We start from the raw sequence: 18,588 nt of genomic DNA, 5'->3' as shown, positions 1-18,588 counted from the left end.
CTACTTGGTTGAAATTAAATGCCGGAAAGTAAGGTTAATTCTACCACCGATATGTTTAGTCGTCTTAGCAATACCGTGCAGATAATGCGATTGAGTGGTTTCCCCCATAACCAGCAGACTACCGTGCTCTAATAGTTGGGTATAACGAGCGCCGGTTTCTTTGTGTTTAAACACAAAAGGCCGAGATTCGCCAAAAGTTACCGACGCCACCACGGGGTTTGGCCCAAGTTCTGGCTCATCATCAGCATGCATACTCATGCTGTCTTGACCATGTCGATACCAGTTTGCCAGCACACTGTTGAAAGGAATATGACAAACCTCGATGCACTTATCCCGAATAGCTGCCAACTCTTGAGTCCAAGGTTGTGGTGCAAGCTTAATACCCGAATATTTATAAAAGCACTCTGGATCACCATGCCAAGCCTGTAATCTAGGCACGTCTAGGCGCTTTCCATACATGCGGATAGTGTCTTGTCGCCACGGCAATGTGCTTTCAAACACACCTAGATAGTCATTCGCTTGCTCTGAGCTAAGCCATTGCGGATAATAGCGCACCTCAGCTTCTGGCAACGGTAGCGTAATGGGTGAGTTTTTCGCTGCTTTCGCGTCAGTAAAAAGTGGTAATTGCATAACCCCCCGATAACTTTAGACAAGAAAATAATGAATACAGAATTTTCAATGGCAGAGCGCCAGTTTACCTTAATACGCTACCCTGAAAAACATCAGCACAAAAGCCTACAAGCATGGGACAGTGCCGATGAGCTGCTTATTGAGCATGTTGAAGCACACCTTGATGCGCTTACTTCAATTTCAAATAACCAGGGTCCAAATGAAGACCAGTCTGAAACGTCATCGACCTTGGGGCCCATGCTCATTTTTAATGACGACTTTGGTACCCTTGGCTGTTGGTTTACGCAGTATAATCCCATTTGGATTTCAGATTCGTATATTAGCTTGCGTTCATTACAAGAAAACCTAAGGCGTAACCATTTAAAACCGGTTATGAATGAGGAAGGCGCGCTAACGTCACCCGTGACAAGTTTAACCAGTGTTGAAAGCCTTACTTTCATGCCAGAAAGTGCCCCAAGCGTAATTATGCTGAAAGTGCCGCGCACATTGGCATTACTTGAACAACAGCTTATCGATATTAAGCGATATGCAGCGCCTGGTACGCATATTGTGGCAGCGGGAAAAATAAAAGCCGTGACCAAGTCGGTATCTGCTCTGTTCGAGAAAATCATTGGCCCAGCTAAAACCTCCTTGGCGAAGAAAAAGTCACGGCTGGTTTTCAGTATCCTTGATGAAAGTATTACTCCTATCCCCTCGCCTTACCCTGAAACATGGGAATGCAAGGGTGCTACGAGCCAAACCTTCGTATTAAAAAACCATGCAAATGTATTTTCTCGTCAGTCGTTAGATATTGGTGCCCGTCTTATGCTTGAGCACATGACGGTAAGTGCTAATGAAACGGTAGTCGATTTAGGCTGCGGCAATGGGGTGTTAGGGGTAAACGCATTAGCCCTAGCAGGCGACTGCAAGGTAATATTCATTGATGAGTCTTTTATGGCAGTGGAAAGTGCACGATTAAATGTACTAGAGAATTTCCCAGACAAAATTGATCAATGTGAGTTTATTGCCAGTAACTGTCTTGAAAGCTTGTTAGAACAGCAACAATCGCCTTGGGTAACCAAGATTTTGTGTAACCCTCCTTTCCATCAACAAAATGCCATTACCGATCATATTGCCTGGCAAATGTTTAACGACTCAAAACACGCCTTGGTAAAAGGTGGGCAATTGGTGGTGGTTGGAAATAGACACCTCGAACATCACGTTAAACTTAAACGCATGTTTGGTGGTTCAGACGTGCTGGCAAGCGACAAAAAATTTGTTATTTTGGGCACTGCTAAACGATAAGGAATGTACATGTTAAAACCGTTTATAACAGCCTTAATTTTCTCAGCTCTCGTTTTTACGTCTGCAGCCATTAGCCCTAATGCATTGGCGGCTAAAAAAGACGATGGCTCACAAATTCAACCTGATAACTATTACCCTAGAGTAAAAATTGAAACCACTATGGGCGATATTGTGGTTGAATTAGACCGCCGACGTGCGCCGATTACTGTGAATAACTTTTTGCGTTATGTAGATAAGCGCAGTTATGAAAACACTATTTTTCATCGCATTGTGCCAGGGTTTGTGGTGCAAGGCGGAGGCTATACGACTGATTTTGAGGGTAAGTCTAATTATCCAGAAATATTTAACGAGTCGGGCAATGGGCTTACCAACGATTTGCACACCATCGCTATGGCTCGGCAAGATGATCCACATACCGCAAATCGTCAGTTTTTCTTCAACGTGAATGACAACGAAACATTAAACCCCGGACGAGACTGGGGCTATGCGGTTTTTGGTATGATTGTAGAAGGTGAAGATATTGTCGATGCGATGTCTGAAGTAGAGACCGAATACTCGTTAGTGCTTAACACCAATAACGTACCCATTGAGCCTATTATCATTAAAAAGATTATTGTGCTTCCTCCTTTCTAACGGCCAGCGAACTCACTATTGCGCAAGAATAGGGTTTGAACCGGTGTGGACTTATCAATAAAATAAGGACCGCGTTTTTCAAACCCTAGCTTTTGTAACAAATGTTGAGAACGCGTGTTATCGGGATGGGTAGAAGCGGTAATGAAATGCATTTCTTCTTCCATTTCCACCCAATCCATAACCGCTTTAGCGGCTTCTAACGCGATCCCCTGTTTACGCGCAATCGGTAGCAGCGCAAAACCTAAGTCAGGGCAACTGAAAACATAGCGATTAATCAGTCCACATACACCATACGGCGCATTGGTTTTCTTATTTCTTATTGCCAGCACCCCGTATCCCCACTCATTAAGTTGCGCGTTAACCCGGTCTATATAATCAGCAGCATCTTCAACACTTGCCACACCACGATTACCAATAAATTGCTTCCATAGCGAATCTTGGTGCATTTCCACTATCCACAGTTTATCGGCTTGCGTTAGCGGGCTTAACTCCAACCGTTCAGTTAGTAACAACATGGATGAGTGTGCCTCTGGGTGGGTGGTTTTACATTATTAAGCAACCTATCTATCTGCGCTAAATGTTGTTTAGAAATAACAGCAGCTCTTGGGTACAGAGGGTTTGCTCTGTCGTTAATTCTAGGGTGTTCCCAGCCATGAGTATGCTCGATAAAAGCGTGAGCTTCACTTACCCCACCATGCTCTAAACAACCGACAAGACAGGTATCGATATAAGATTGTGAAACCGGGAAGTCGCTACTGGCATGATGACAAAGTAAGGTTTCGCATAACCAGAGTTGGTGATGACTTAACGCATCGCGAAGCACAGGGGTGAAAGAGGATTGATTACACAAGGAGGAACTTACATGTTCAATTGCACTAACAGGCACTTCCACAAAGCGATAATTCTTTTCTCGCGCACGCAATGAAGGGTTTACCTCAGCGGGAATAAGCTGTGCATTTAATTGAGATGTATTGTCGGCAACCGCACCTACATAAGTTTGTTTTTCTTGCAGACTACGGGTAACCCATGCGCGTTTAAAACCTGAAACACGCACGGGTAAACCTTGAGTATAAATACCGGAGTGACGCTCTCGGGAATCTCGGCTAAGCAAACTGCCGTAACCCAGCACAATATGCTTACTTTGTTGGTTAGCTAAGGTAGCTAACCAACTGTTTTCTGCTGTGGTATTTTCTGAGCTATTCGCCGAGCTTTTTACAGTATTTGCTAATAAGCAGTCTGCTGCTTTTACGTCTATCAAGCGCACTCCGTTTTAGCTGCAATATTAGAACAGCGCACGTACTCCTAGCGTAAGGTTACGGCCAGGTAGTGGCGCTTGATCTTTCAAAAATGACGTATGAACACGAGCCTCTTCGTCTGTTAGATTGTTTCCTTTGGCATAAACAATCCACTCAACGCCTTGGCCGCCAAACTCGTACTGAACACTGGCATCTAACAGCGTGTAACCATCTGTTTGTGTTTCGTAAGACGCAACGTCGTCTTGGTCATCATACCAAGTGACGCCAACATCACCACTTAAGCCATCGTTAACATAACTGATGTTACCACCAAATCGCATAGGTGGCGTACGAGGAAGGTTATCATCATCAATTTCTGCGTTAATGTAATCGCTAAATACAGTCACGCGTACTTGCGCATTTACATCGTAGTAGGCTTCAGCTTCTAAGCCCCAAATATCCGCATCGGCTTGTTGGAAGTAATAGATAGGCGTGCCTTCTTCATCATGGCCTTCCTCTTCTTCTTCCTCATGATCTTCGTGCTCTTCGGTTATTGCCAGTAACCCAGTATTCGTTTGATAAATATAATCGTCCGCTTGGTTATAGAACAATGAAACTGTATAACCCCAATCGCCGGTGAATTTGCGGAAAGTAACATCAATATTAGTGCTAACTTCTTTTTCAACGTCTTTTAAGTCTTCTTCAATATGACCGTCTTCATCTAAATCGAAAACCAAACCTAGCTCGTAGCTTTGTGTGGCTAGATGCTGGCCTGCAGAGAACAACTCTTGTTGGCTAGGCGCACGCTCACTGCGTGAAAGTGTAGTAGCAATTGAACGCCCTTCTGCATATTCCCAATTTAAACCAGCTGATAAAGACGTACTGGTGAAGTCATACTTGTTGAAGCTATATGAAGTAACTTGTTCTTCATGCTCTTCGTGATCCTCTTCTTCTTCATGCTCATCTTCATCAGCATGCGTCACCTCAAGAGACAATTCACTGTCGTCGGCATCGTACTCAGTGTATTCAACACGACCACCTAGTTCGAAGGTCACGTCTCCCACTACTTTTTGCTCTACAAGGTAGACAGCATAGTTAGAAGAGGTATTTGCAGGGGTAAAGGCTTCTTCCCCTTCAGCTTCATAGTCGCTGTGTTGGAACTGGACACCTAGCACACCATGCCAGCCATCCACTTCTTCATGAGAAATTGAAGCGCGAATATCACTAGATTTATTAGTGAAAATAGTGCCTTGCTCGCCATCTTCAATTTCAACGTGTTCGTAATCGGTATAAGCCGCTGCAAACTTCGCATTGGTTAACCCTCTGATAGGTGAATGCCATTCGCCTGCCGCTTGATAACGAGTCATATCTACGTCAATCAATACGCCTTCTTCTTCGTGCAACTCTTCATCATGATCTTCATCGTCGTGATCTTCATCATCATGCTCTTCTTCATGCTCATGACTGTGACCAGGCACGCCATAACGGTTATCAAGTTGCTCTACCGCAAAGCCAAAGTAACCTTCTTCACCAATGTATGACAAACCCGCGGTAATATCGCTGGTTTCCATCGCGGTGCTTTCTAATACGCCGTATGCTTCGTCTTCATCAGGTTCTACTGAAGCATAACCAGGAATATCCGTGTCATCTGTGTTACGAGAATAGCCATCGATATGCCATGCAAAGTTACCGCTGCCACCAGTTACATCGCCGCGAGCAAATTTACCGTTATCTACTGTGCTGTAGCTTACTTCGGCTTCACCTTCAACGCCGTCCATTTGGTGTTGCACAATACGCTTATCAACGATGTTAACCACACCGCCAATGGCGCCGCTACCATATTGCAAAGTGGCAGGACCGCGAAGTACTTCTACTTGTGTGGCACTGGCCAAGTTACTAGTTACATTGTGGTCAGGACCAACACGAGATACATCAGAAACATCTAATCCATTTTGAACAATTTTAACCCGTGGGCCATCGTTACCACGAATAATTGGGCTACTTGAGACTGGACCAAAATACGTGCTTTGTACCCCAGGAGTATTCTTTAACGTTTCACCTAATGTCGGCGCTTCAATACGTCTAAGGCGCTCTGCGCCAATAACAGTAACGGGCGTAACAGACTCAAGTACTGAAGATTGTAATGCGGTAGCCGTAACAACAATATTTTCAACAGACGAAGGGGTAAGTGAAAAATCAACGGTTTTATCACCGACGATTTCACCAAGGTCATTGTCACCATGAATATATTGGCTTGAAAATACGTGAAGATGCACATGAGTTTGCTTAACATCGCTAAAACGGTACACACCGTTTTCATCGGTGGTAACGACTCGGCGAGTACCTTCAATGCTAACCTCGGCACCTTCAACGGGTTGACCTGACACATCGGTAACTTTACCGCTGATAACAGTCGCAAAGGATGGAGACGAGAGTAGACCTGCTATTGTAAGACTTAGCAGTGAACGCATTTTCATAACGGTTTCCCTAACAATTTCTTTATTTGTTTAACCATTTACATGGCCATTCTTGTGATGTTATAACATTTTGTGGGTTGAGCCGTTTATTGTCAATGGCAACTTGTCTACGATTTAACTTCATTCACCGAGGACACTGGTTAAGGTAGTACTTTGATTAGAGGCAGTCGCCGTCATGCTTAACACTTAGAATAAACTGAAGTGTGGGGCAAGGCACTGGGTAGAAAATAGCGTAAAGAGTGAAACTTACGCCCTACTCACTGGAAAGTTGAGCACCTCTTTAATATGCGAAGCACCTATTTTAAGCATTAACAACCGATCTATACCTAGCGCTACACCTGCGCAGTGTGGCAAGCCGCTTTTCAGTGCTGACAGAAATCGTGTATCTATAGGCTTTACAGATTGGCCATTATTGCGACGCTTCTCATTGTCTTGCTCGAAACGCTGCTCTTGTTCTGAAGCATCGCTGAGTTCATGAAATCCGTTCGCCAACTCAGCCCCTTTAAAATACACTTCAAACCTGTCGGCAGTACGTGAGTCTTCTGTATTGATACGGGCAAGCGATGCTTGTGAAGCAGGAAACCCAAATACAAAACACGGGCGTTCTTGGCCTATAGCTGGCTCAATCGCCATTGCAAAAAGCAGTTGTAGTTTGCTGTCTTTATCGAGTTGTTCCGGGCTTGAAATATTAATATTGCAGTCAGCCATTTTAGCCAAAAGCATGTCATCCGTAGCGGTTAGTGGGTCAATACCCAACCGAGATTGAAAAACATCTTGATAACTGACCATCTCGCTAGCGTCTGTACCTAGGGTTTCTATTAATAACGCATCGACTTCTTGCATAAGAGCGTGATGGTCGAATCTAGGACGATACCATTCAAGCATAGTGAACTCAGGGTTATGCCAGCGCCCTTCCCCTTCATGCCTAAATGCTTTGCAGATTTGATAAATAGCACCACTTTGGTCGCACAAAAGGCGTTTCATAGCGAACTCAGGGGATGTCTGCAGGTATAAGTCTACGGGCTTGCCATCATGTGAATGATTGAACCTAGTATAAAATGCATCAAGATGTTCATCGGTTACCGTACCGCTGGACAACAAAGGGGTTTCTACTTCTAGCACATCACGTGTATAGAAAAAATGCCTTATGCTGCGAAGTAAGTGGGCTCGCGCAATTCGAGAATCATGTGATGAGGTAGGTTGCCAGTCGTTCATGAACAGATGTGTGTTTACTTATTGAAAAGGGTGGTGATAAATACGATAAACAGCGTTGTGATTATCAACTCTTAACCATACGAGATTCGAGCTTGAGATGCCTATGCTTACAAAGCCTAAGCTCAAGATTCTTGGGCTTAGTCTGGCGAATAACGCTTAAAAAAATGCGTAACGATAAGCGAGTTACCGATGCCAAATACAGCATCGGCTAACTTCAGCTTTTCTACTTACTTTTTACTTATTCTTACTTCTGCGCACGAGACGCATACTCACCAGAGCGAGTATCTACTTTAATCACTTCGCCTGTTTGCACAAACAAAGGAACACGTACTACTGCGCCCGTTGTTAGCGTAGCTGGCTTACCACCTGTACCCGCAGTATCGCCTTTAAGGCCTGGGTCAGTTTCAGTAATTTCAAGTTCAACGAAGTTTGGTGGCGTTACTGTAATTGGCGTACCGTTCCACAAGGTAATAACGCACACATCGTTTTCGACTAACCACTTAACACTATCACCCACTGCTTTTTCGTCAGCCGCGATTTGTTCGAATGTTTCGTTGTTCATAAAGTGGTAGAATTCGCCATCTGTGTACAAGTAAGCAAGCTCAGTGTCCAAAACATCTGCGCCTTCTACTGACTCACCAGAGCGGAAAGTTTTTTCTAAAACTTTGCCTGAAATAAGTTTACGAATTTTAACGCGGTTGAATGCCTGACCCTTGCCCGGCTTCACGTATTCGTTTTCTAAAATGTTACAAGGTTCACCGTCCAGCATGATTTTCAGGCCGGCTTTGAACTCGTTAGTGCTGTAATTAGCCATAATTCCTCTGTCTAAACATAAGGTACAAAAAATTTCGTGGAACAAATAATACCTAAAAAAGCGATTTCTGTAGAGCATAACTGGCAAAAAGAATTAGCTAATAGCTTTACCAGCCCTGAAAAGCTGTTGTCTTTTTTAGATTTACCTGCCAAAGACTACGAACAAGACAGTAAAGCAAGACGCCTTTTTCCTATGCGTGTTCCACGACACTTTGCTTCGTTAATGGAAAAAGGAAACCCGAAAGATCCGCTTTTTCTTCAGGTGATGCCCCTTAAAGAAGAGTTTAGTATTGAACCGGGTTATACGAAAGACCCGTTAGATGAACACGATACTGCGGGTAAAGGTTTGTTACATAAGTACGACTCCCGGGTGCTATTGATGGTACGCACTGGTTGCGCCGTTAACTGCCGCTATTGCTTTCGCAGGCACTTCCCTTATGCCGATAACGCGGTGAATAAAGCCCAGTGGCAAGAGGCAATAGCTTATATTGCTGGCAACCCAGCAATTAACGAAGTGATTTTCTCAGGTGGCGATCCGCTAATGGCAAAAGATGATCACTTAGCCGAATTAGCAAAGGAAATTGCTGCAATACCTCATATTAAACGACTTCGCATTCACACCCGTTTACCCGTTGTACTACCCGAGCGGCTGGATAATGCTTTTTCTGGCTGGTTTACTCAGTTGCCTATTCAAAAAATACTCGTGCTACATGTAAACCATGCAAATGAAGTATCTCCCGCGCTTAAGCGCCGCTTAGAAACGCTGCGCAATCAAGGGGTTACCTTGTTAAACCAATCGGTGTTACTTGAAGGTGTGAATGACTCAGCAGATGCATTGTGTGAATTAAGTGAGAGTTTATTCGAAGCGGGAGTTCTGCCCTACTATTTGCATGTACTTGATAAAGTACAAGGGGCAAGTCACTTTTATGTCAGCGATGATAAGGCAAGGGAGATAATGCGAGAAGCGATAAAGCGCTTACCAGGTTTCCTTGTGCCTAAACTCGTTAGAGAGATAGGCGCTCAGCCTGGCAAAACGCCCATCGACTTACAGTTACATCCCTAACCTTAAGCGAAAGTGTTTATATTTCCGCCTACAGCAGGATTAGAAGATGTTGATTTTGGTACGTCAGCTGAATTTTCTAAAAGCTGAAGCGCCGCTTTTCCTTCTTGCTCTTGTTGACCCTTGGCCAACTTAAGCGAAGCGAGTTCAAGTGACGCACCGGACGTTCCAGAGGCACTAGCACCTTGTAGATCCATACCGTTTTCCTTTGTTGCTTGAAGCAAAGTAAAAAAATAGGCAAAATTGCCCACCTTCGAGGTTATCGGCTCGATATGCTGAAACTTTAATCTAATTTTACACTGCTTTTTTAAGCGACTTTCACGAGCTGTCTTTTTTAGGCATTTTTTAAGAGGCTACTTTTATGGGCTTCTTTTACAGGAAACGATATGCAAGCTATTCACCAACAACTTCAAGATACTATCCAGACCCTTTACCGTAAGGCGGTGGATGCAGATCAGGCATTAGATCGTTTGCAAAAAGATAGCCAAGGCAAGTTTGCCGCCATATTTGCTGAAGATAGCCCGTTCACCACACAAGCTAAACGCTTTGGGCCTTATGTAGAAGAGATAGCGTTAGATTGGCAAGCGCTAAAAGAAATGACAGAAGAAGAAGCAAAGGCAGCACTACCTGCACTTGTTAAAAAAATTGAAATGGCACTTACTACTGTCTCTCAATTTCAGCAGTCTTTGGCAAGTAAATAGATGAGCTTTTTAACCTATAAAAATCCATGCTACCTATAAATACCATGCTGTTTTGGCTCGCAATTTGGGTATCATGGCCACGTTTATATTCAGGCTCAGCGAGCTAGCGCAAGCTATTAGTGTTCCCCTACCTCGCCTGCTTCAATTTGATTTATTAAATTCCCTTCAGCATGCGCCTTTTGATACATAGGCACTTGTTTGATAAGACGCTTAATCTCAGCCACTTCATTTAAATAGGCGTCACTGTCTACTTGCCCATACTTTTCGGTAAATGCTTGCTTACTCAACCCTTCAGGAAAGGCTTTTATCGCAGGGACAATATCGTTGTCCGATTGAATTCGTGCCACCGCGTTTTGCGTACTTTCGGCATGCTCTGGCATGGTCGCCACTCGGGCAAATTGAGAGCCCGACATATCGGCGCCTAAATCAACAAAACTGTAGCCTGAACCACCCGCACCTCTGTCCATTAACTCTTTAAATTCACCAATCGCCCAGGACATATCTTGCTCGGCAAGTAATTCAAGGGCAGCGGAAATAATGAAATGGCGGGCTAAATCGTTACGTTCCAATAAAATAGCAGGGGCACGAGGCTTTAGTGCTTTGGTTGGGTCAGGCTGTAAATCACCCACTAAGCTACCAATACGATAGTGCCCCACGTACGCAGCAAGGGCCAAAATAACCGCTTTATTATGCAGTGCTGCCTCTTGTGGCGAATTGCTTTGCTCTCTTGCGCGAGCCATGCCTTCCCGTAAGTACTCAATAAGAGGCACTGGCTGCTTTGATAGGGCTAAATCTCGTCCTGAAATATAACGCAAGTAGTAAGCGGCAAGGGTTTGCAGCTCTGTTTCTTCTTCAACGCCCATATTATTAGATACGACAGTAAGCTCTTCTAACAGCGAGGCCAGTGGCGCAGTATGTAAAGACACCTCACCGCGGCGCATGGTCACTTTTTCAACACGAGTCAGGGCAATAGTGGCAATTTCAGACTTGGTCCAATAATTTATCCCCTTTTCAGCAAACGAGAGCATGAGAGGCCCTGACAAAGACAAATCCCCCACACTAATATAATCAATTTGCAGGCTATCGCCGGGTAAAATCAGTGCTGATACATTGAAATATAAATCAACGCTACTGGGTGAAAAGGTAAAGGTGATAGTACTGCCTACTTCGGTTACGTTTACTACGCCACTAAAATTAGGCACGGCCCGCTGCAACACCCCTACTAAGCTTTCTATCTGGGTTTCAGTTAGGCGAATAACATGATTAGAACTACGCTCGGTAAACGCATTTTGTAACTGAGACAATAAGTCATTAACACTGTCTGCGCCATCCAATTGGTTCGGTGCACTGGCTACCACTAACGGCGAGCGCTGAACTACAGCGACGCTTACCCCTATCAATACGACAAAAGTAACCACGAATAAGGTCACAACGATGCCAAGAATCCAACGACCTACACTTCTCATGATTTAATCACTTCCCAAACACCATGAATACATACCACCACGACCTTACCTAAACGCTACGTTGTGAAGAATAGAAATAGTAGCTAAATCTAGTGTTTATGACTAGCGACCTGTGATCTCTTGTTCCACCCATAATTGTAAGCTTTCGTAACGAGAGGTGGCCTTGGTGAAATCATGGATAGCTGATTGAGTGGTAGGGACAACCACACACGCTAATTCAGCAGACAACGCTGATTGCATGCCAGTATACGTATCTTCTATGGCAATACATTCGCCAGGCGATACTCCCAACTTCTTCATTGCTAGCTGGTAGCAATCGGGTGCAGGCTTACTGTGGGTAACATCTTCTACCGCCACCACACAGGAAATGTATTGCGCTAGGCCATAACTAGTCAGTGTTTTTTCGACTGATAATGTACTTCCCCCGGTCACTATCCCTAGGGTGTACCCTGCTTCTGCGCACGCTTTAATAGTTTCAGCAGCATAAGGCATAAGTGGGAAAGCTTGCTGTAAGAGATATTCTTCAATTTTATCGTGTTTCTTTTTAGCCAATTGCTCAGGGACTGCGTCTAATGAAAAATGCTTAACAACATCTTTGGCGTTTTGTTTAACTGGTATGCCCGCCATTACCTTGCAGTAAAACTCGTCAGTTAATTCAGCCCCATAACTGGCGACTATTTCTTGCCAAAGTGTAAAGTGGACGTGCTCTGAATTAATCAAGGTACCATCGTGATCAAACAATAGCGTAGTAGTGTTTTTGGAAACGGAAGAATTTGCCATCGGTTCACCTCGAATATGAGCAAGTACTAAAACGAATTTTTTATTACTCGCATGAATGCTTGCTGGAAAATGTACTGGTTACTGAACTGGAAAAAAGAACCTCCAATCAGGAGGCCCTTGATAGATGGTCAGGCTCAATGCCTAACGTGTTAGCGTTCGAATTAACGATGCCCGCAGCTTTTTGGAAAACAAAATATCTCGTTTAGTCCACGGTAAGCTTTGCTCACCATCAACTTCGCTCCACCGCTCAAAAGACGCACGTGGCGATAGCATGCCTTGTTCGTTAATGTCTTTTTCCGGCTTGCCAGCCCAGTGTGTTATTTGCGCCTCCGGTTGTCTAAAAATATATAATCGCGCTTTGGCTAATTCATAGTTCATACGAATTAGCATCACGCCTCTCACATTTTCTGAGTCTAATGCCTCTAGTCCTGAGCACTGGCGAATATCTTCAGTATGCAGGATGACATCAGAAGTGTCTGACTGAAAGGCTTTATCGATACGTTTTAGTTGGCTAATGTCATAGCCACTATCATTACTAATAAACCATTTTCCATTTATGAAAACGGCAGCCCCACATGCGGTGAAATCTCGCTTTACCTCTTCGAGAAAATCTTGCGTTGCTTGGGCATCTTTCAAGCGAAGCTTATGCGTAATAGCCCCAACCTTCTCATCCAATGACGTGAGTAATTGCAGGCGCTTTTTCGATTTGTGTGTGGAATACACCATAGAGAAATACTTCACCAGCATTTCCGCTTGATGGCGCAACTGTGCGTCAATGTGCGATTCAGTGCTGTTGTGACAGGACACTATGCCCCACAACTTGCCGGTTTGAATGATGGGAATAGAAAACGATGTAGCCACGCCCATGTTTTGCATGTATTCGCCATGAATAGGCGACACACTACGTAAATCCGAATACGTTAAGTTTAGCGCTTGTTCCGCTTGATTCAAAAAGTCAGCAGGCGGTGTGGCACTGCTAGCAATATATCGCGACGGGTTTTCATAATACATTTGGCGGGCAATAGCAGGTATGTCCGATGCCGGAAATTTTAACCCGATATACTTTGGTGCACCTTCAATCACTTTTTCTGCTACCACTTCGCCGCTCCAAAGTTCGTTAAAGCGGTAAAGTAATATACGTTCACAAGGCAAGAATTCATCAAGGGTTGAGATAAGCTGGTCCCAAAAATCTTTGTCTTCCCAATGCTGCTCAATCGTCGGAAGTATTGACGATCTTAACTGTAGGTACTGGCGCTGAGATACATTGGTAATACTAGATTCTATCTCTATTAAGATACCTTCTTCACTGCGATGACTTCTAAAATTTAGTACATCATCGTTGAAGGGCTCGTTAAAGGCATAGGCTCTATCGCCTGCTTTTGAACCTAAATTATAAAGCAAGCTTAATGGCAACCAGTCCAGTGATTTTACCGGACAACCTACCAATTTAGCAGGAGATAGGTGGATAAAACTGGCCAGGTTAGTGCTAGCAGCAGTAACCTGGAGAGACTCGCCATCAATGAAAAAAGCACCGCCAAACTGCTGTACTTTGCCACTTAGGTGCAGCGCTTCTTTTTCACAATTTTCAACTAAGGTGTCCATCTCAGCATCATGTTTATTACGAGTAATCGTATCAGTGTTCATAATCTTATTGGCTAACTTTTTTATTAAGCTCTGAGCAAGTAAGCATAGGTGAAAGTACCAACCCTTGTATTATATCGCACCCGAAATCCTGTAAAGATTCGAGTTGCTGTTGAGTTTCAACTTTATTGGCGATAATTTTAAGGCCTAGCGCTTTTCCTGCAGTAATCAATGCTTGGATGAGTTTGTTTGTATCATTGTTATCACTAGCATCGTTTAGCAAATGGCTGGAAAGCTTAATTTCACTTGCACCGCTTCGTTGAAGCTGAGATATGGCACTGTTATATAGACCATAGTCATCAATACTTATTACACTGCCCATCGAGGCCAATGTTTTCAACCGATGGTAAATTCGCTCTTCGCCACTTTCAATGTCTTTTTCTGATACTTCGAATTTAAATAGACCTGCGGTAAGTTCATAACGCTCAAGCACCGCCACAAATTTTTTAATGAAATCGGATGTGAGCAGCTGCGCTCCAGACAAATTAATCGCTATAGCGGGCAGTTTGTTGCCAAGCTGAATATATTGGGCAATTTCTCTTGCCACCAGCTCTACTGCGTGAAACCCGATACTTTCAATGAGCTTGCCACGCTCTGCAATATTAATAAATGACTCTGCATTGAGTACTTCACCGTCGCTATTTTTATAGCGCAGTAATGCCTCGGCGCCAATTATGGCATTCGAAGTAGACTCGAACTGAGGCTGGTACACCATAGAGAACTGCTTACCTTCTAGTGCTACTTTAAGTTGTTTCTCCACTTCTAAGCGAGCTAAAGCTTGTTCTTTCATCTTCGCGGTAAAGTACTGATATTGATTGCGCCCAGACGATTTTGCTAAATACATGGCTTCATCTGCATGCTGCAAGAGTATTTCAGAACTAATTCCATCTGAGGGATAAACGGCAATACCTATACTCGCAGAAACCGAAATAGAATGCGTAGACACATCAAACTCGTTTTGAACCTGCCCTATAATACGCTTTGCAATATCATCAATTTCGTCGATATGAGAAGCTGATATTAAGGCTACAAACTCATCACCGCCAATTCGCGCCAACATATCTGTGTCGCGAATACATTGTTGCAGTCGCTTAGTAACCTGCTTAAGTAGCAAGTCGCCCACTTTATGACCTAAGTTATCATTAACCGGCTTGAAGTTATCTAGGTCAACAAAGAGCACACCGCACAGTTGCTTGCTACGCTTCGCCCCACTGATCATTAGTTCAAGACGTTCAAGTAACACGGTTCTATTAGGGAGCCCCGTTAGCTCATCATGGGTAGCAAGATACTCAATGCGGCGCTGCATATTCTTTATTTCGTCAATATTACTATAAGCCGCTACGTAATTAACAATATCGCCATTAGCGCCTTTCACCGCATTAACCGTTAGCCACATTTTCACATGACTGCCATCTTTGACCTTGTTAACAACCTCGCCCTGCCAAAACCCTCGTTCGGTTAAGGAGGCTTTCATTGCTATAAAGAAATCTTTAGAGTGCTCTCCTGATTCCAGCAATTTTGGTGTTTTGCCGGTTAGCTCCTGCTGAGAAAAACCAGTTAGCTCAGCAAACGTTTCGTTGGTAGTAAGAATGCGCTGGTTAGCATCAGTAACAAGGATAGCTTCACTGGTACGCTCAAATATTTTGCCAGCTAAACGCAACTGTTCATTGGCATGTAATTCTTTTGAAATATCTGTTGCTTGGGTACAAATTGACTTAATAGTGCCTTCAGCATCAAAAATAGGGAATCGCACACTTTTGATGATAACTTTACCAGCCCGCAAGGTGAACTCATCAAGGGTTTCTACCGGGGATAAAGTACGCATGGTATCTAAGTCTTTTTCACGGAACTGACGGGCAGTATCTCGCTCAAAAATTTGAAGGTCGGTTTTACCAATCACATCTTGCGCGGTTACGCCAAAGACTTCTTCAAAACGTGAGTTAACAAACTCATATCTGCCCGCATTGTCTTTTAGTGCAATTAACGCCAACGAGTTATTCATGATAGATAAAAGCTGCTCTTGGCTTTTTTCAATTCGCTCGTGGGCAAGGACCAATTCTGAGTTATCAATAATAACCAAAATAGCCCCAGTGATGCGGTCTCGACTATTTAAAATTGGCGTAATGAATACATTGTAAGTTTCTTGGCTCGATGGCTTGATCACCATGCTCGTATTTACCCCATTACGGAGGGTTTTACTTAAGCGCTTTTCAATATCTTCAAAATAGTCAGGGAAATTAAGCGAGTAAATTGGCTTTTTAAACGAGCCGTTATTTAAATGAAAACGCCGATTGGCAGCGTCATTCGTTCGACTTAGGCAGGTATCGGTATCAAACACCAAGATGGGGAAATCTAACGTGTTATAAACGCTCATTAACTCACTGTTAATAGCACCTAAATCAGCAGATTTCCGCATGCTTTCTTCATTTACGCTAATGAGTTCTTCGTTAGTAGCCTGAAGCTCTTCGTTGGTGGCTTCAAGCTCTTCGTTATTCGCTTGTAGCTCTTCATTAGCGGCTTGCACTTCTTCATTAAGTGCCTGCATTTCTTCCGCTGAGGCAGCCATTTCTTCGGTAAGCGTTTGTAGTTGCTCTCGAGCTGCAATTAATTCAGCAACATCAGCTTCATTGGTTGCCGTCGGCTCTTTGGGCTCGGCATCAATAATAGTGTCGTATTCATAAAAATTAACTAAGTAGTGCTGAGGACTTTGGTTTTCTAGCGGTAGCACCCGTAACTTCCACAGCCGACTATCATCGTCGGCTAAGCGCTTAGCTCGACTTATTGCTATTTCACCAGTACGACTTGCCTTATTCACGCAAGAAATCAAGTCTGCGGCAAAAGGCGCAGCAATGAGTTTCGATAAGTTAAGATCGGGCACCCCAGATGGGAACGTAATAAAGCGTTGTAAGTTGCCATGTGAGTGCAAAATGGCAAACCTTTCACTGATGAGTAAACTTGGCCCGAAGCTATCTAGTACAGAACGAGTGAAAATATTTTCGTAGCTGTTAGTGATAGCCGTTTTCGTTTTAGTTATATCTACATGGCTTTTTAGCATTTTCGGCAGTGAGGGAGGCTTAGACGCCTCGCTTACTTTAAAAATTCTACTGCGCCTATCAAGGGCAACAAAGATATCTTCTGTCGAGCCAATCGATTCAGACTTACCTAAAAAGAGAATACCTTCTTTGGTTAACGAATAACGAAACAGCGATAACACCCGCTGCTGTAAATCGCTATTAAAGTAGATAAGTACATTTCTAAACGACACCATGTCAAGGTGTAAAAATGGCGGATCTCGCGTGATATCCTGACGAGAAAAGGTGATTACATCACGCAGTAGTTTTTGCGGGTAATACGCATTGTCAGCATACCGAAAGTATTTGTCGGTTAAATCGGATGAAAGGCTTGCAATGGCCTGAACAGAATAAGCCCCTTTGCGGGCAACTGAGAGTGCATGTTCGTCGATATCAGTCGCAAAAATCTGTAAGTTGGCATCAATGCCTTGCTTCTCAATAGCTTCAAGAAACAAGATGGCTAATGAGTACGCCTCTTCTCCAGTGGCACATCCTGCTACCCATAAACGAATAGCATCGCCGCTGTTTTTGTTCTCTACAATGCTTTGTATGTGCGTTTTGATAGCGTTAAAGGCAGTGTTGTCTCTGAAAAAGTCGGTAACTGAAATTAAAAGCTCTTTCGACAACGCTATAACTTCATCGGCGTTATTGTCTAAATAGGTCAAGTATGAGGGTAAATCTTCAGTTTGTGTGGCAATTAAACGGCGATTCACCCTGCGCAATAAGGTCGATTGTTTGTAAAAACTGAAATCTATTTTGGTCGCCGTTCTTATCTTTCCGTAGAGCTCACTCATTAATTCACTTCGAGTGTCTTCCTGCACCGCTAAGAAATTACGCGCGATGTTTTGCGAAATATGTGCAATTTCTTGCCCCATTTCTTGGGGTTCAAGAATTGAATCCACAGCCACATTTTCAAGCGCCGCTTTGGGCATGCCATCATATTTTGCTGAGGCAGGGTCTTGTACAAAGGCAAATCCACCAACACCTTTAATGGCCTTAAGCCCTCTGGCACCATCGCCGCCAGTACCAGATAAGATAACGCCAATGGCGTGATCGCCAATTTCATCAGCTAATGATTCAAACAAGAGGTTTACTGAAGGCTTAGGCGAAAGCTCATCCGGTGACTTATCGAGGTGTAAATACCCCTCTTTGTATTTGAGGTGGAAGCCAGGTGGGCCTACATAAATGGTGTTCGCTTTGATTTTGCAATGCGGCGTCGCCTCAACCACAGGATATTCAGTTTCCCGCGCCAATATTTCCGTCATTTGGCTTTTATGGGTAGGCGATAAATGCTGAGCAATAATAAAAGACGCATTAATGTCTTTTGGTAATTCACTTACCAGATTAATCAATGCTTCTATTCCGCCCGCTGAAGAGCCTACGCCAACAATAAAAGGAGCTATCTCAGGTTTAGTCACCCGCGATGACGGTAAAGATTCCATACTACATTTAGCTCCATTTGAGTTAACTGAATGCCAATGCGAACATTCAGTATTTGCGGCATCTTCACCGCATCTAATACGCTTACTATACCAGTAATTAGCACTGTAGAAGTATACTAAAGTCTAATCTTATTACGTTA

15 protein-coding genes are annotated in these 18,588 nt (G+C 43.7%); 4 read left to right on the top strand and 11 right to left on the bottom strand.

Annotated features, from left to right (window positions below):
- On the bottom strand, window positions 1-630 hold the full coding sequence (locus tag AV939_RS03565) for an alpha-ketoglutarate-dependent dioxygenase AlkB family protein (RefSeq protein ID WP_057793952.1): 630 nt from the start codon (window positions 628-630) through the stop codon (window positions 1-3).
- Window positions 631-660: 30 nt separating this feature from the next.
- On the opposite strand from AV939_RS03565, the gene AV939_RS03560 reads away from it, so the two are divergent.
- Both AV939_RS03560 and AV939_RS03555 read left to right on the top strand, forming a co-directional pair.
- Entirely contained in the window at window positions 661-1,914 is a 1,254-nt protein-coding gene (locus AV939_RS03560) for a methyltransferase (protein ID WP_057793953.1), read from the top strand.
- Between the two features lie 9 nt (window positions 1,915-1,923).
- On the top strand, window positions 1,924-2,547 hold the full coding sequence (locus AV939_RS03555; protein WP_057793955.1) for a peptidylprolyl isomerase: 624 nt from the start codon (window positions 1,924-1,926) through the stop codon (window positions 2,545-2,547).
- Here the strand turns inward: AV939_RS03555 and AV939_RS03550 are convergent.
- The 5 genes from AV939_RS03550 to efp form a co-directional block, all read right to left on the bottom strand.
- Complete coding sequence (locus AV939_RS03550; RefSeq protein ID WP_057793957.1) at window positions 2,544-3,062, bottom strand: GNAT family N-acetyltransferase; 519 nt, start codon at window positions 3,060-3,062, stop codon at window positions 2,544-2,546. The two genes, AV939_RS03555 and AV939_RS03550, sit on opposite strands and share 4 nt — an antisense overlap.
- Entirely contained in the window at window positions 3,050-3,811 is a 762-nt protein-coding gene (locus AV939_RS03545) for a gamma-glutamylcyclotransferase family protein (RefSeq protein WP_082604971.1), read from the bottom strand. The genes AV939_RS03550 and AV939_RS03545 overlap by 13 nt, the downstream gene beginning before the upstream one ends.
- A gap of 18 nt (window positions 3,812-3,829) precedes the next feature.
- The gene (locus AV939_RS03540; protein ID WP_057793960.1) at window positions 3,830-6,259 is read right to left on the bottom strand and encodes a TonB-dependent receptor; all 2,430 of its coding nucleotides are present in this window, start codon (window positions 6,257-6,259) and stop codon (window positions 3,830-3,832) included.
- A gap of 246 nt (window positions 6,260-6,505) precedes the next feature.
- A complete protein-coding gene (gene epmA, locus AV939_RS03535) occupies window positions 6,506-7,474 on the bottom strand; it encodes an elongation factor P--(R)-beta-lysine ligase (RefSeq protein ID WP_057793962.1) in 969 nt (322 codons plus the stop codon).
- A 244-nt stretch (window positions 7,475-7,718) separates the two neighbouring features.
- Window positions 7,719-8,288 carry an elongation factor P gene (gene efp, locus AV939_RS03530; protein ID WP_013785484.1) on the bottom strand — a complete coding sequence of 190 codons (570 nt, stop codon included), beginning with the start codon at window positions 8,286-8,288 and terminating at the stop codon, window positions 7,719-7,721.
- Between the two features lie 36 nt (window positions 8,289-8,324).
- Between efp and epmB the strand changes: the two genes are divergently transcribed.
- Window positions 8,325-9,350, top strand: a complete 1,026-nt coding sequence (gene epmB, locus AV939_RS03525) for an EF-P beta-lysylation protein EpmB (RefSeq protein WP_057793964.1) — start codon at window positions 8,325-8,327, stop codon at window positions 9,348-9,350.
- A gap of 2 nt (window positions 9,351-9,352) precedes the next feature.
- Here epmB and AV939_RS03520 read toward each other — a convergent pair whose 3' ends face one another.
- A complete protein-coding gene (locus AV939_RS03520; protein WP_057793966.1) occupies window positions 9,353-9,544 on the bottom strand; it encodes a hypothetical protein in 192 nt (63 codons plus the stop codon).
- Window positions 9,545-9,733: 189 nt separating this feature from the next.
- Between AV939_RS03520 and AV939_RS03515 the strand changes: the two genes are divergently transcribed.
- The gene (locus AV939_RS03515; RefSeq protein WP_057793968.1) at window positions 9,734-10,048 is read left to right on the top strand and encodes a hypothetical protein; all 315 of its coding nucleotides are present in this window, start codon (window positions 9,734-9,736) and stop codon (window positions 10,046-10,048) included.
- 116 nt (window positions 10,049-10,164) lie between these two features.
- On the opposite strand, the gene AV939_RS03510 is transcribed toward AV939_RS03515, so the two are convergent.
- From AV939_RS03510 to AV939_RS03495, 4 genes are all read right to left on the bottom strand, one after another.
- Window positions 10,165-11,514 carry a hypothetical protein gene (locus tag AV939_RS03510; RefSeq protein ID WP_057793970.1) on the bottom strand — a complete coding sequence of 450 codons (1,350 nt, stop codon included), beginning with the start codon at window positions 11,512-11,514 and terminating at the stop codon, window positions 10,165-10,167.
- Between the two features lie 102 nt (window positions 11,515-11,616).
- On the bottom strand, window positions 11,617-12,294 hold the full coding sequence (locus tag AV939_RS03505; protein ID WP_057793972.1) for an HAD family hydrolase: 678 nt from the start codon (window positions 12,292-12,294) through the stop codon (window positions 11,617-11,619).
- 141 nt (window positions 12,295-12,435) lie between these two features.
- Window positions 12,436-13,938, bottom strand: coding sequence for a GAF domain-containing protein (locus AV939_RS03500; RefSeq protein WP_057793974.1), 1,503 nt, complete (start codon window positions 13,936-13,938; stop codon window positions 12,436-12,438).
- 4 nt (window positions 13,939-13,942) lie between these two features.
- Entirely contained in the window at window positions 13,943-18,448 is a 4,506-nt protein-coding gene (locus AV939_RS03495) for a chemotaxis protein CheB (protein ID WP_057793976.1), read from the bottom strand.
- Window positions 18,449-18,588: the final 140 nt, after the last annotated feature.

It is taken from the genome of Alteromonas sp. Mac1, from assembly GCF_001562125.1.
Taxonomy (GTDB): domain Bacteria; phylum Pseudomonadota; class Gammaproteobacteria; order Enterobacterales; family Alteromonadaceae; genus Alteromonas; species Alteromonas stellipolaris.
The sequence above is the reverse complement of the archived record's forward strand: the minus strand, read 5'-3'. Positions and strand labels throughout refer to the sequence as shown.

Bases quoted from the DNA above. Each gene is read 5' to 3' on its own strand.
- AV939_RS03565 (WP_057793952.1), bottom strand. From the start codon at position 630: ATGCAATTACCACTTTTTACTGACGCGAAAGCAGCGAAAAACTCACCC.
- AV939_RS03560 (WP_057793953.1), top strand. From the start codon at position 661: ATGAATACAGAATTTTCAATGGCAGAGCGCCAGTTTACCTTAATACGC.
- AV939_RS03555 (WP_057793955.1), top strand. From the start codon at position 1,924: ATGTTAAAACCGTTTATAACAGCCTTAATTTTCTCAGCTCTCGTTTTT.
- AV939_RS03550 (WP_057793957.1), bottom strand. From the start codon at position 3,062: ATGTTGTTACTAACTGAACGGTTGGAGTTAAGCCCGCTAACGCAAGCC.
- AV939_RS03540 (WP_057793960.1), bottom strand. From the start codon at position 6,259: ATGAAAATGCGTTCACTGCTAAGTCTTACAATAGCAGGTCTACTCTCG.
- epmA (WP_057793962.1), bottom strand. From the start codon at position 7,474: ATGAACGACTGGCAACCTACCTCATCACATGATTCTCGAATTGCGCGA.
- efp (WP_013785484.1), bottom strand. From the start codon at position 8,288: ATGGCTAATTACAGCACTAACGAGTTCAAAGCCGGCCTGAAAATCATG.
- AV939_RS03520 (WP_057793966.1), bottom strand. From the start codon at position 9,544: ATGGATCTACAAGGTGCTAGTGCCTCTGGAACGTCCGGTGCGTCACTT.
- AV939_RS03515 (WP_057793968.1), top strand. From the start codon at position 9,734: ATGCAAGCTATTCACCAACAACTTCAAGATACTATCCAGACCCTTTAC.
- AV939_RS03510 (WP_057793970.1), bottom strand. From the start codon at position 11,514: ATGAGAAGTGTAGGTCGTTGGATTCTTGGCATCGTTGTGACCTTATTC.
- AV939_RS03505 (WP_057793972.1), bottom strand. From the start codon at position 12,294: ATGGCAAATTCTTCCGTTTCCAAAAACACTACTACGCTATTGTTTGAT.
- AV939_RS03500 (WP_057793974.1), bottom strand. From the start codon at position 13,938: ATGAACACTGATACGATTACTCGTAATAAACATGATGCTGAGATGGAC.
- AV939_RS03495 (WP_057793976.1), bottom strand. From the start codon at position 18,448: ATGGAATCTTTACCGTCATCGCGGGTGACTAAACCTGAGATAGCTCCT.